Here is a 12,423-nt window from a genome sequence, read left to right as displayed (position 1 = left end):
GGCGCCTCCGCCCCTCACCTGCCCACCGGCACCTGCGCGACCGTCGCTTCGGTCAGCAGCCCGCCGCGGCAGTAACCGTCCGGCCTGACCGCTACCCGTTCCATCGCCAGGGCAGCAGGTCGTCGACCTTGGTGATCCTGTAGTCTGGGATGCGGGCGATGGTGTCGGCGAGCCAGGCGTGGGGATCGATTGCGTTGAGCTTGGCGGTTTCGATCAGCGTGTAGGCGATGGCAGCTGTCTTGCCGCCCGCTTCTGATCCGAAGAAGAGGTAGTTCTTCCGCCCGAGGGCTATGGCGCGCATTGCGCGTTCGGCGGCGTTGTTGTCGAGCTCGAGGATGCCGTGATCAAGGTAGGGGGCAGGCGCTCCATGCGAGTTAGCGCATAGCGGATGGCGGCCGCGAGTGGGGATTTACCCGAGATCGTGGTGAGCTGCATGGCCAGCCAGACCTCGAGATCGTCGAAGACCGGGGCGGCATGGGCGCGGCGGAGTTGCGCGCGAGGGTCAGGCGGCGAGCCTCGGGCCTCCTTCTCGACGGCGTAGAGCTGGGCGATCCGGGCGATGGCCTCTTCGGCGATGGGGGACGCCTGCGACCGGTGGATGTCGACGAACTTGCGCCGGACATGAGCCATGCAGGCAACTTCGCGGATGGCTCCGGAGCGATAGAGGTCCTCGAACCCGGCATAGCCATCGGCATGCATCCAGCCGCGGAACCGGGCGAGGTGATCCTTGGGGTGCTGGCCCTTCCGGTCGCCGGAGAACCGATACCATGCCGCTGGTGGAGCATCCCCGCCCCAGGGGCGCTCGTCACGGGCATAGGTCCAGAGCCGCGCGGTCTGGGTCTTGCCGGTGCCCGGCGCCAGCATCTGAACGGGCGTGTCATCCACGAAGATCGCTTCGGCCGACAGGACATGGCGCCCGATGGCCTCGGACAGCGGTTCCAGCAGGGCGGTGGTCTTGCCGACCCAGTCCGCCAGAGTAGAGCGGTCGAGGTCGATACCTTCGCGCTCGAAGATCTGGCTCTGGCGATAGAGGGGAAGATGGTCGGCATATTTACTGGCCAGGACATGGGCCAGCAGGCCAGGCCCGGGACGGCCGCGCTCGATGGGGCGCGTCGGCAGCGGGGCCTGGACGAACCGTTCGCAGCAGGCGCAGGTCAGCCGGGGCCGCACGATCCGGTTCACGATGAAGCGTCCCGGCACATACTCCAGCTCTTCGGTCACATCCTCGCCGATCCGGCGCAGCCGCCCGCCGCAATCGGCGCAGGCCTCGGCGCCCGGGGTCAGTTCCACTTCCATCCGCGGGATGTGATCCGGGATCGGCCGGCGCTTGGGGCGGTCCTTCTCCTCGATGTCCGGCAGCTTCATCCGCGCCGTCATCGCGGCAGCGGCGATCTCGCTGGTCTCGAGCGCCAGTTGCAGCTGCTCGGCCGTCTCCGACGAGGCTCCGAACCGCTGCGCCCGGTGCCCGGCCAACTGGTGGCGCAGCTTCTCGATCAGGATCGCCTGCGCCTTCACCTCGGCCAGAAGCCGCGCGGTGAAGCTGCGAAGCTCCTCGGGGTCGTCCGGCAAGGTCAGGGTGTGATCGAGCATGGGAGAAGTCTATCTCACGGGATTCCTTGTGGGAATCCTGCGATTGCATGCCCCTTGGATTAGCCTGCCGCCAAGGGCCTCCAGGTCCGCTCCGGCGCGCGCCAGTCGATCCCTTCCAGGAGCATCGACAGCTGCGCCGGCGTCAGCGCCACCTTGCCTTCCTTCGCCGAGGGCCAGACGAACCGCCCCTTCTCCAGCCGCTTCATGAACATGCAAGCCCCTTGCCCGTCCCACCAGATGACCTTCACCAGATCGCCACGACGGCCCCGGAACACGAACAGATGCCCGGCGAACGGGTCCTGCTTCAGCACGGCCTCGGCCTGCGCCGCGAGCGCTGCAAAGCCCTTGCGCATGTCCGTCACCCCGGCCGCCAGCCAGACCCTCGTAGTGGCCGGAACCGGGATCACGCCGTGAGACCCCGGATCAGCCGCGCCAGCGCCTCGGGATCATAGCTCCCGCTGATCCGCATCCGGTGACCGCCGGCCAGCTCGATCTCGATGCGGTTCTCGGCGACAGGCGCTGCCGCAGGTGCTTGCTCTTCCGCGACTATCTCTACCGGCAAAAACCGCGCCTCCTCCGACGAGGCCGGAACCGACGCCGGGTCGGGCGCAAAGCGGGGATCGCGCAACCACTTGAAGATCAGGTTCGCATTGACCGCGTAGCGTCGCGCCACCTGCGCTACCGAAACGCCCGGCGCAGCCGTCTGGAAACAGATCGACCGCTTCTCCTCATCCGTCCAGAGCCGCTTCGTCCGACGCGCCACGCCATCACCATAGTGTCCACTATCGATGGTGGACACTATCCCGCACCCTCAGCACGCGGCAGGGCGGTCAGGCCGGACGGTTACCCGGGGATCGGCCGCGGCGTTGATCCGCCCGAACGGCGACGGCTTCCTGGTCCACGGGCTTGCGGCTGATCATCGCTGCCTGACAGGCCCGACGAACCGCAAGCCCTTCCGCCTTCAATCAAGAATTCCGTCCCATAGGCCCTGACGCCGGACAGGCGGGGTGGTCCTGCGGCCGGGATTGTTGCAAGATGGGATCATGCGACAGCTTTGCGATATGCGATCCGGTGGAGCGATGATCTCCGCCCCGGTTCAATGGCGCCTGAACCGTCCTCGCGACGGATTCGTGCAAGCTGGTGACGAATTGGCGCAACATGATGCCGTTTCAACCGGGCTATTCCGGGATATCGCTGGTCGGCCCCCCATCTCTGCCAGAGGGAAAGAGGGATATGGAAATATTTGGTTTCATTGCGAATAACTGGCCGGTCATCCTGCGGCTGGCCGGCGAGCACATCTCGATCGTCGCGGTGGCCGTGGGGCTGGCGATCCTGACCGGCGTGCCCATCGGCATCGCCATCACCCAGAACCGGCGCATCGCGGATGCGGTGCTCTATGTGGCCTCGATCATCGTCACGATCCCCTCGATCGCGCTGTTCGGGCTGATGATCCCGATCCTGTCCAAGATCGGCCAGGGGATCGGCTGGCTGCCGGCGGTGATCGCGATCCTGCTCTATTCGCAGCTGCCCATCGTGCGCAACACCTATACCGCCATCACCAATGTCGATCCGGCGCTGCGCGAGGCGGCCATCGGCATGGGCATGACGCCCTTCCAGCGGCTGACCCGGCTGGAGATCCCCATCGCGATCCCGGTCATCATGGCCGGCGTGCGGACCGCGGTGGTGATGAATATCGGCGTCGCGGCCATCGCCGCCTATATCGGCGCCGGCGGCCTGGGCGTGCTGATCGCGCGCGGCATCTCTCAGACCGATCCGCGCCAGCTTGTCACCGGCGCGCTGGCCGTCTCTCTTCTCGCCATCGTGGCCGACTGGGCGCTTTTGCAATTGCAGAAGCGGCTGACCCCGGCCGGGCTGAAACGCTGACATTTCCGGGCAAGGACCTTTGCGGATGATCCGACTCGAAGACCTGACCAAGAGATTCAAGACCCCCGGCGCCGATATCGTGGCCGCCGACCGGGTGAACATGGAAGTGCCCACCGGCGAGATCTGCATCCTGCTGGGGCCCTCGGGCTGCGGCAAGACCACGGCGCTGAAGATGATCAACCGGCTGATCCCGCCCACCAGCGGCAAGATCTACATCAATGGCGAAGACACCGCGCAGCTGGACGATATCCAGCTGCGCCGCAATATCGGCTATGTGATCCAGCAGATCGGCCTGTTCCCGAACATGACGATCGAGGAAAACATCTGCGTCGTCCCCCGGCTGCTGAACTGGGACATCCGCAAGGCCCGCCAGCGCGCCGCCGACCTGCTGGACCTGGTGGGCCTGGACCCGCGCCAGTTCCTGCGGCGCTATCCCAAGGAGCTGTCGGGCGGCCAGCAGCAGCGCGTCGGCGTGATCCGGGCGCTGGCCGCCGATCCGCCGGTGATGCTGATGGACGAGCCCTTCGGCGCCATCGACCCGATCAACCGCGAGATCATCCAGGACGAGTTCCTGAAGATGCAGGCCGAGCTGAAGAAGACCATCATGTTCGTCAGCCACGACATCGACGAGGCGGTGAAGATGGGCGACAAGATCGCCATCTTTCGCGCCGGCCGGATCGAGCAATACGACACGCCCGACATGATCCTGGCCCATCCCGCCAATGCCTTCGTCGCCGATTTCGTGGGCGCGGACCGCACGCTCAAGCGGCTGCGGCTGGTCACGGCCGAAGAGGTGGCCTCCACCGACGTGCCGGTCACCGCGCGGTCGACCAAGGTGTCCGACGCGCTGCACCAGCTGACCGTCGCAAAGGCCCGCCGCGCGGTGGTCATCGACAGCGACCGCCGCCCGGTGGGCTTCGTGACCGCCGAAGAGATGGCCGGCGCCTCGGGCGCGGTCCGGGACTTCGCCCATCCGCTGCCCGCCACGGTGCCGATCCGGGCGGACCTGCGCGCCGTGGTTTCGGAAATGTTCGCGCATGACACGATGTGGCTGGCCTGCACCGACGATCACGGCCGTTTCGCGGGGGTCATCACCCAGCCGGACGTGACCGCGGCGCTGCGCGCGACCTATGGCCCCGACAAGGGCGCGGGACTGGAACAGGGGGCGTCATGACACGCTGGCTGGGTCTCGGGCGCGGGGCGACGATGCTGCTGGTCTTCCTGCTGGGCATCTGGGTGGCGACCTCGGGGTTGCTGGACCAGATGGCGATATACTGGGACGACATCACCTATCTGACGCGGCAGCACGTGTTCCTGGTCGCCAGTTCCGGCGGAGCGGCGATCCTCGTGGGCGTGCCGGTGGGCATCTGGCTGTCGCGCCCCTCGATGGAGCGTTATGCCGAAACGGTGATGCAGGTCTTCAACATCGGCACCACCATCCCGACGCTTGCGGTCATCGCGCTGTCGATGACGCTTCTGGGCATCGGCTTTCCGCCGGCCTTCTTCGGGCTGTTCGTCGCCTCGCTGCTGCCCATCGTGCGCAATACCTATGCCGGGCTGCTGGCCGTGCCTTCGCATCTGAAGGAGGCGGCGACGGGCATGGGCATGACGCAGCGGCAGATCCTGTTGCGGGTCGAGATCCCGAACGCGCTCTATGTCATCTTCTCGGGCATCCGCACGGCGCTGGCGATCAATGTGGGCACGACGCCGCTGGCCTTCCTGATCGGCGGCGGCGGACTGGGCGAGCTGATCTTTACCGGCATCGACCTGATGGACACGGGCATGTTGCTGGCGGGCGCGGTCCCCACGGCGGCGCTGGCCGTGGCCGTCGATTTCCTGATGGGACAGGCGCAGCTGCGGCTGATCCCGAAAGGCGTGAATCCGCTTCGATAAGGCGGAACCAGAACCAGCAACCAAGGGAGCCAACAGCATGAACATCACCGTCAAATCCGGCCTTGCAGCACTGGCCTTCGCGGCATTCGCGACCGGCGCGCAGGCGGCCGACATCGTGGTCGGCGGCAAGAACTTCACCGAACAGCAGATCCTGTCGGCCATCACCCAGCAGGTGCTGGAGGCCAACGGCCACCGGGTCGACAACCGCGCCGGCATGGGCTCGGCCGCGGTGCGCCAGGCGATGGAGAACGGCCAGATCCACGTCTATTGGGAATATACCGGCACCTCGCTCATCACCTACAACAATATCGAGGAAAAGCTGGACCCGCAGCAGACCTATGACACGGTCAAGGAGCTGGACGCCCAGAAGGGCATCGTCTGGCTGAACCCGTCCGAGGCCAACAACACCTATGCCCTGGCGATGCGCGCGGCGGATGCCAGCGAAAAGGGCATCGCGTCCATTTCCGACCTGGCCGGGGCGATCAATGGCGGCCAGAGCCTGACCTTCGGCTCGAACGCCGAATTCTATGCCCGCCCGGACGGGCTGAAGCCGCTGGAGGCGGCTTACGGCTTCGAGTTCGGCCGCGCCAATGTCAAGCGCATGGATACCGGGCTGGTCTATCAGGCGCTGCGGGACCGGCAGGTCGATGTCGGGCTGGTCTTTGCCACCGATGGCCGCATTCCCGCCTTCGACTTCACCGTGCTGGAGGACGACCGGGGCTATTTCCCCAGCTACGCGCTGGCGCCCGTGATCCGCGCCGAGGTGCTGGAGGCCAATCCCGATATCGGCGACCTGCTGAACGAGGTCTCGGCCAAGCTGGACGATCAGGTCATGGCCGCGCTGAATGCCAGCGTCGACGTGGACAAGGTCTCGGTCGAGAACGCGGCGGCGAAGTTCCTGCAGGACAACGGCCTCATCTGAGGCGGGACGGGCGGGGGCGGATGCGCCCCTGTCCTCGGGATGGCGATGCGGAGGGGCCGAAGGCGATGACCACCAGCAAGACGATCACCATCGGCGCCGCGCAATTCTCCAGCGAGATCGGCGATGTCGACGCCAATCTGGACCGCCACCTGCACTGGATCGCGCGGGGACGCGAGGCGGGCCTGGACATGCTGGTCATGCCGGAACTGTCGCTGACCGGCCATTACGGGTCCGAGAACCTGCTCGACGCCGCCATGTCGCGCAAGGACCCGCGGCTGAAGCGGCTGGCCGAGGCGGCGGGCCCGATGGCCGTGACGCTGGGCTTCATCGAGGAAGGGCCAGCCGCGCAATTCTACAACGCGGCGGCGATCCTGTGCGACGGGCGGATGATCCATCTGCACCGCAAGGTGAACCTGCCCACCTATGGCAAGCTGGAAGAGGGCAAGCATTACGCCCCCGGCCGTTTCGTCGAGACCTGCGAGCTGGACGGGCATTGGCGCGCGGGCCTGCTGATCTGCGCCGATGTCTGGAACCCGGCGCTGACCCATCTGGCCTTCCTGCATGGCGCCACCCTGCTGATCTGCCCGGTCAGTTCCGGCGAGGAGGCGGTGGGCGCCGATTTCGACAATCCCGGCGGCTGGGCGCTGACCTGCCGCTTCTATGCGATGATCTACGGCGCCCCGGTCGTCATGGTGAACCGCACCGGGACCGAGCGCGACCTGACCTTCTGGGGCGGTTCGCGCATCATCGATCCCTTCGGGCGCGAACTGGCCGTGGCCGGTTCCGGCGAGGAGATGATCACCGCCACGCTGGATTACGACGTGCTGCGCCGCGCGCGCCACCTGCTGCCCACGGTGCGCGACAGCAATCTGGCGCTGGTCCAGCGCGAGACGGCGCGGCTGATCGACACGCTGGGCGTCCCGGATTTCGTCCGCGAATGAGGCAAGGCGACGATGCGCGATTTCTTCCTGAATGACGAGGACCGGGCCTTCCGCGCCGAGATCCGCGTTTTTCTGGCCCGCGAACTGGCCCCGCGCGTCGACCGGATCGAGCGCGACCAGGATTTCGCGGCCCAGCTGGAGGTCGCGCAGGCCCTGGGCGAGGCCGGCTATCTGAAGCTGATGTTCCCCGACCTTTACACGGGCAGCCTGTCGCGGCCCGGCCTGACCCATGCGGTGATCGTCTCGGAAGAGGCCGCCTATCTGAATTATGCCTTCGAGACGACCATCGCCACGGCCCTGTCCTGCGCCTATCCGATCCACCGTCATGCCCGCCCGGCGCTGCGCGAACGCTACCTGACGCCGATCCTGGAGGGCCGCGCCGTCGGCTCGATCTGCATGACCGAGCCGAATGTCGGCTCGGACAGCGCCGGCATGGAAACCGCGATCCGCTTTGACGAGGCCAGCCGCGAATGGGTGATCGACGGGTTCAAACGCTATATCTCGAACGCGTCCAAGGCCGATGTCTATATCGTCTGGGGCATCACCGATCCCGATGCCCCTCCGCAAAGGGGCATGAGCGCGGTTCTGGTGCCCGCCGATACCCCCGGACTGTCCTTTCCGCGGCTTTACGACTTCATGGGCCGGCGCGGCTCGGTCGTGGGCGAGGTCGCGCTGGACGGGGTGCGGGTGCCGGAGGAGAACCTGCTGGGAGAGGCGAATGCCGGTTTCCGCATCATGCTGGGGGCCTTCAACTTCGAGCGGGTGATCCTGGGCGGCTCGGGCCTGGGCGTGGCGCGGGCGGCCTTCGACCTGGCGCGCGACCATGCGCAAAGCCGCGTCAGCTTCGGCGAGAAGCTGGGCCAGAAACAGCTGATCTGGGACATGATCGCGCAGATGAGCTGGCGGATCGACGCGGCCGAACTGCTGACCCAGCGGGCGGCCAGGATGTATGACGGCGGCATCGGCGGCAAGGATCTGATGCGCGAGGCCAGCCAGGCCAAGCTGGTCGCGACCGAGACCGCCGTCTTCTGCTCGGACCGCGCGGTGCAGATCCTCGGCGGCGACGGCGTCACCCGCCAATACGCCCGGGCCGAGCAGCTTTACCGCGATGCCCGCGCGCTGCCCATCGTCGGCGGCAGCTCCGAGATGTGCAAATACCTGATCGCGGCGCGCGAGATGCCGGCGATCCGTCCCAATCTGTGACAGCAAGAGAGACCGATGCATATCGCCCGCATTCTGGAGGCTTCCGCCGACCGCTACCCGGATCACCTGGCGCTGGTCTTCGAGGACCGGCGCTGGACCTATGCCGAATGGCTGGCCCGCGTGCGCCGCTTTGCGCAGGCGCTGTCGGATCTGGGGGTGCGGCCCGGGGACCGCGTGGCCTTCTATGTCTCGACCTCGGAAAACTCGGTGACGACCTATTTCGCCTGCCAGATGCTGGGCGCGGTGGCGGTGCCGATGAACTTCCGCCTATCGGCGGGCGAGGCCGCCTATATCCTGCAGGATTCCGGCGCCCGCGTGCTGATCTATGGCCGCAGCCTGACCGAAAACGTCGAAAGGATCGCGGCGCAGATGCATTCGGTCCACGATTTCATCGGCTGCGCCTATGACCGGGCACATATCCCCGCCGGCCATCTGCATTTCGATACCCTGGCCGAACAGACCGCGGACCGGGACGAGCCGCGCATCATTCCCCCGGGGGATGCGATTTCCTCGCTGGTCTATACCTCGGGGACGACCGGGCGGCCCAAGGGGGTGATCCACACCCATGCCAACGACATCGCCATCGCGATGAACTGCGTCATGGAATATTCGCTGAACCACACCGACAAGGCGCTGCATATCGCGCCGCTCTACCATGTGGGCGGCATGCAGGCCTATTTCATTCCGCATCTGCTGGTCGGCGGCACCAATGTCGTGATCGGCCGCTACGAGGCGGAAAAGACGCTGGACACCATCGCGGCCGAGCGCATCACCACGCTGTTCGCCGTGCCCACCCAGATCCAGGAGATGCTGTTTCACCCGCGCTTCCGCGATCAGGACCTCTCCTCGCTGCGGCTGATCACCACCGGCGGCGCGGCCATTTCCGCCGCCACGATGGAGCGGGTGATGGCCGAGTTCTGCCCGGCGATCTTCAACGGCTACGGCATGACCGAGGCCTCGCTGACGCTGGTGCTGCATCCGCAGGACGCGCTGCGCAAGCTGGGGTCCTGCGGCAAGCCGACGCTGATTTCTGAATGCCGGATCGTGACCGACGACCCCGGGCGCGAGGTGCCGCCCTCGGAAACCGTGCCGCGCGGACAGGTGGGCCAGCTGATCGTGCGCGGCCCGCAGGCGATGCAGGGCTATTGGAACAACCCGTTCGAGACGCAGAAGAAGCTGAAGGCGGGCTGGATCTATACCGGCGACCTGTTCAGCCAGAACCGGGACGGGTTCTATTACTTCCACGGCCGGGCCGACGACATGATCGTCTCGGGCGGCGAGAACATCCATCCGCGCGAGGTCGAGGAGATCCTCTATCGCTGCCCCGGCGTGCAGGAGGTGGCGGTCGTCGGACTGGCGGACGAGAAATGGGGCCAGGCGGTGACGGCCTTCGTCGTCCGCTCGGACCCGGCGCTGAGCGCGCAGGATCTGGATGCGTTCTGCAAGGGCAGCGACGATCTGGCGCCCTACAAGCGGCCCCGCCGCTACGAGTTTCTGGAAAGCCTGCCGCTGAACCCCAGCGGCAAGGTGCTTCGGCGCGAGCTGGTCGCGCGCCATGCCCCGCAGCCGGCCTGTTGAGGACAGCATCATGCCATCGAACTTTCACGATTTCCTGCACGACATGCGCGCGGAGGACATGCCGGATGCGGTGCTGGACCTTGGCCGCCGCTGGCTTCTGGACCTGCTGGGGGTCGCGGCGGGCGGCAGCCGGACGCGGCTGTCGCGCATCATCCGCGACCATGCGGCGGCGCATTTCGGCGCGGGGGGCCGCGCGGCCCCGATGCTGATGGACGGCCGCGGAGTCAGCCCCGCGGGCGCGGCGCTGGCGGGCGGCATGACCATCGACGCGCTGGACGGCCATGACGGACACAAGCTGACCAAGGGCCATGTCGGTTGCGGCAGCCTGCCCGCGCTGCTGGCGCTGATGCAGGCCGAGGGGCGGACGGACGACCGCGCGCTTCTGGCCGGGCTGGTCGTCGGGTATGAGATCGGGACGCGCGCGGGCATCGCGCTGCACCGCACCGCCTGCGACTACCACACCTCGGGCGCCTGGGTCGCGGTGGCGGCGGCGTCGCTGGGCGCGCGGGTGCTGGGGCTGGATGCGGCGCGGACCCGCGAGGCCGTGGGCATCGCCGAATATCACGGCCCGCGCAGCCAGATGATGCGCTGCATCGACCATCCGACCATGGTCAAGGACGGCTCGGGCTGGGGCGCGATGGCCGGGGTCTCGGCCGCCTATCTGGCGGCGGCGGGCTTTACCGGCGCCCCGGCGATCACCGTCGAGGGCGCGGATGTCGCCGACCTCTGGGCCGATCTGGGCACGAACTGGCGCATCGCCGAGCAGTATTTCAAGCCCTGGCCGGTCTGCCGCTGGGCGCAGCCCTCCGTGCAGGCGGTGCTGGACCTGCGTGCCCGGCATGGGGTGACCGCCGATCAGGTCGAGCGGATCGAGATCGCCACCTTCCACCAGTCCCGCCGCCTGGCCGCCCGCGATCCGGCCAGCACCGAAGAGGCGCAGTATTCCACCGCCTACCCCGCCGCCGTGGCGCTGGTGCGGGGCCGCGTCGATCCGGCGGACGTGGCCGAGGACGGCTTGGCCGACCCGCTGATCCGCAGCCTTGCCGCCGGCATGACCGTCACCGAGCGCGAGGATTTCAATGCCGCCTTCCCGGCCCGCCGCTTTGCCGATGTGCGGCTGGTGATGAAGGACGGCCGGGTGCTGGAATCCGGCCCGACCGAGGCGGCGGGCGATCCCGAGGCCCCGGCACCGATGGATGCGGTGCGCGCCAAGTTCCGCGCCTATGCCGCGCCGGTTCTGGGCGAGGTTCGAACGACCGCTCTGGAACGCGCGGTGGACCGGCTGGGCGACGGCGGCGGCACGACGGCGCTGTTCGGACTGCTGGGCGCGACCTGAACGGCGGCCGGGTCGGAGCGCGGCTCAGGCGATGCGGCGCGACCGGGCGCGGGCGGCCCGCGCCTGTTCGCGCATCTCGCTTGGGCGTATCCCATAGAATTCCTTGACCCATTTCGAGAAATGCGAGGTCGAGGCGAAGCCCGTGGCGACGGCGATGTCGATGATCGGCTGCTCGGTGTAAAGCAGCATCTCGCGCGCGCGCTCGACCCGCAGCGACAGGTAGCAGCGCGCCGGCGTCATGCCCAGGAAGCTGCGGAAGTTGCGCTCCATCTGGCGTTCGCTGACGCCCGTCAGCGCGGCCAGCCTTTCGATCTGCAACGGCGTCTCGATATTGGCCTGCATCAGGCGAATGGCCATCTGCATCGTCCCGGGGAGGGTGCCGATCTGCTCGGCCCGGCCGCCCTGCTGGTTCTCGCCCGCATCGCGCATGCGGGCGTGGTGGAACTGGTTGGCGACCCCGTTGGCCAGGTCGCGGCCATGCAGGTCGGCGATGATATGCAGCATCAGGTCCATGGATGCCGTCCCGCCCGAACAGGTCAGCCGGTTGCGGTCGATCTCGTAAAGCGTGCCGGTGATCGGCAGATGCGGGAAATCCTCTTCGAAGGCGGCGCGGTTTTCCCAATGGATCGTGCAGCGATAGCCGTCCAGCAGCCCGGCCCTGGCCAAGAGATAGCTGGCCGTGGACAGGGCGCCGATGGCCCGGCCGCGATGCGCCGCCCGCCGCAGGGCGGCCAGATAGGGGCGTTCGTCCTGCGGATCGACACGCGCGCCGCCGCAGATGAACAGGGCGTGGTTGCGCTCGATCGCCTGATCGACGGGGATGGCCGGAAAGGGAATGCCCGAGGACGGCATGACCGGCTGACCGTCGATGCTGCACAGGTCCCAGCGGAAAGCCTCGCGCCCCAAGAGGCGGTTGGCGGCGCGCAGGGGCTCGGTCGCCGAAGCGAGGCTCAGCATCGAGAGCCCTTCCAGCATCAGGAAGGCGAAGCACAAAGGCTCGCCCGTGTCGTGGTAGAACATCGGCGGGTCCGGGTTGCGATGCGCCATGTTCGGCCAAGCCGCCCCGTTCTTCAAGC

11 protein-coding genes and 1 pseudogene are annotated in these 12,423 nt (G+C 67.5%); 8 read left to right on the top strand and 4 right to left on the bottom strand.

The features are described 5' to 3' along the window. Window positions 1-91: 91 nt before the first annotated feature. The 3 genes and pseudogenes from LOS78_RS21545 to LOS78_RS21535 form a co-directional block, all read right to left on the bottom strand. A pseudogene (locus LOS78_RS21545) lies at window positions 92-1,590 on the bottom strand (IS66 family transposase). Window positions 1,591-1,649: 59 nt separating this feature from the next. Next, entirely contained in the window at window positions 1,650-1,997 is a 348-nt protein-coding gene (gene tnpB / locus LOS78_RS21540) for an IS66 family insertion sequence element accessory protein TnpB (RefSeq protein ID WP_028714527.1), read from the bottom strand. Continuing rightward, entirely contained in the window at window positions 1,994-2,389 is a 396-nt protein-coding gene (locus tag LOS78_RS21535) for a transposase (RefSeq protein ID WP_028714526.1), read from the bottom strand. Before LOS78_RS21535 ends, tnpB begins: the two co-directional genes overlap by 4 nt. Before the next feature lie 434 nt (window positions 2,390-2,823). Here LOS78_RS21535 and LOS78_RS21530 point away from each other — a divergent pair, with 434 nt between their 5' ends. The 8 genes from LOS78_RS21530 to LOS78_RS21495 all read left to right on the top strand — a co-directional run bounded on the left by LOS78_RS21530 (window position 2,824) and on the right by LOS78_RS21495 (window position 11,347). After that, the gene (locus LOS78_RS21530; protein ID WP_028714230.1) at window positions 2,824-3,474 is read left to right on the top strand and encodes an ABC transporter permease; all 651 of its coding nucleotides are present in this window, start codon (window positions 2,824-2,826) and stop codon (window positions 3,472-3,474) included. 25 nt (window positions 3,475-3,499) lie between these two features. Continuing rightward, the gene (locus tag LOS78_RS21525; protein ID WP_230378681.1) at window positions 3,500-4,648 is read left to right on the top strand and encodes a betaine/proline/choline family ABC transporter ATP-binding protein; all 1,149 of its coding nucleotides are present in this window, start codon (window positions 3,500-3,502) and stop codon (window positions 4,646-4,648) included. Between the two features lie 89 nt (window positions 4,649-4,737). Next, entirely contained in the window at window positions 4,738-5,367 is a 630-nt protein-coding gene (locus tag LOS78_RS21520; protein ID WP_371824734.1) for an ABC transporter permease, read from the top strand. A 37-nt stretch (window positions 5,368-5,404) separates the two neighbouring features. Further along, the gene (locus tag LOS78_RS21515) at window positions 5,405-6,289 is read left to right on the top strand and encodes a glycine betaine ABC transporter substrate-binding protein (RefSeq protein WP_028714233.1); all 885 of its coding nucleotides are present in this window, start codon (window positions 5,405-5,407) and stop codon (window positions 6,287-6,289) included. Window positions 6,290-6,354: 65 nt separating this feature from the next. Next, on the top strand, window positions 6,355-7,230 hold the full coding sequence (locus LOS78_RS21510) for a nitrilase-related carbon-nitrogen hydrolase (RefSeq protein ID WP_230378680.1): 876 nt from the start codon (window positions 6,355-6,357) through the stop codon (window positions 7,228-7,230). A gap of 12 nt (window positions 7,231-7,242) precedes the next feature. Further along, window positions 7,243-8,433 (top strand): acyl-CoA dehydrogenase family protein, encoded by a 1,191-nt coding sequence (locus tag LOS78_RS21505; RefSeq protein ID WP_230378679.1) that lies wholly within the window; start codon window positions 7,243-7,245, stop codon window positions 8,431-8,433. A gap of 15 nt (window positions 8,434-8,448) precedes the next feature. After that, window positions 8,449-10,011: a class I adenylate-forming enzyme family protein gene (locus LOS78_RS21500; RefSeq protein ID WP_230378678.1), complete on the top strand. Its 1,563-nt coding sequence runs from the start codon at window positions 8,449-8,451 to the stop codon at window positions 10,009-10,011. Window positions 10,012-10,021: 10 nt separating this feature from the next. Beyond that, entirely contained in the window at window positions 10,022-11,347 is a 1,326-nt protein-coding gene (locus LOS78_RS21495; protein WP_230378677.1) for an MmgE/PrpD family protein, read from the top strand. Between the two features lie 24 nt (window positions 11,348-11,371). Here LOS78_RS21495 and LOS78_RS21490 read toward each other — a convergent pair whose 3' ends face one another. Further along, a complete protein-coding gene (locus tag LOS78_RS21490; protein WP_028714237.1) occupies window positions 11,372-12,394 on the bottom strand; it encodes a GlxA family transcriptional regulator in 1,023 nt (340 codons plus the stop codon). Window positions 12,395-12,423: the final 29 nt, after the last annotated feature.

This window comes from Paracoccus sp. MA (assembly GCF_020990385.1).
Taxonomy (GTDB): domain Bacteria; phylum Pseudomonadota; class Alphaproteobacteria; order Rhodobacterales; family Rhodobacteraceae; genus Paracoccus.
The sequence above is the reverse complement of the archived record's forward strand: the minus strand, read 5'-3'. Positions and strand labels throughout refer to the sequence as shown.

What these genes read in the sequence shown, in the direction of transcription:
- LOS78_RS21530 (WP_028714230.1), top strand. Translation starts at nt 2,824, where the DNA reads ATGGAAATATTTGGTTTCATTGCGAATAACTGGCCGGTCATCCTGCGG.
- LOS78_RS21525 (WP_230378681.1), top strand. Translation starts at nt 3,500, where the DNA reads ATGATCCGACTCGAAGACCTGACCAAGAGATTCAAGACCCCCGGCGCC.
- LOS78_RS21520 (WP_371824734.1), top strand. Translation starts at nt 4,738, where the DNA reads ATGGCGATATACTGGGACGACATCACCTATCTGACGCGGCAGCACGTG.
- LOS78_RS21515 (WP_028714233.1), top strand. Translation starts at nt 5,405, where the DNA reads ATGAACATCACCGTCAAATCCGGCCTTGCAGCACTGGCCTTCGCGGCA.
- LOS78_RS21510 (WP_230378680.1), top strand. Translation starts at nt 6,355, where the DNA reads ATGACCACCAGCAAGACGATCACCATCGGCGCCGCGCAATTCTCCAGC.
- LOS78_RS21505 (WP_230378679.1), top strand. Translation starts at nt 7,243, where the DNA reads ATGCGCGATTTCTTCCTGAATGACGAGGACCGGGCCTTCCGCGCCGAG.
- LOS78_RS21500 (WP_230378678.1), top strand. Translation starts at nt 8,449, where the DNA reads ATGCATATCGCCCGCATTCTGGAGGCTTCCGCCGACCGCTACCCGGAT.
- LOS78_RS21495 (WP_230378677.1), top strand. Translation starts at nt 10,022, where the DNA reads ATGCCATCGAACTTTCACGATTTCCTGCACGACATGCGCGCGGAGGAC.
- LOS78_RS21490 (WP_028714237.1), bottom strand. Translation starts at nt 12,394, where the DNA reads ATGGCGCATCGCAACCCGGACCCGCCGATGTTCTACCACGACACGGGC.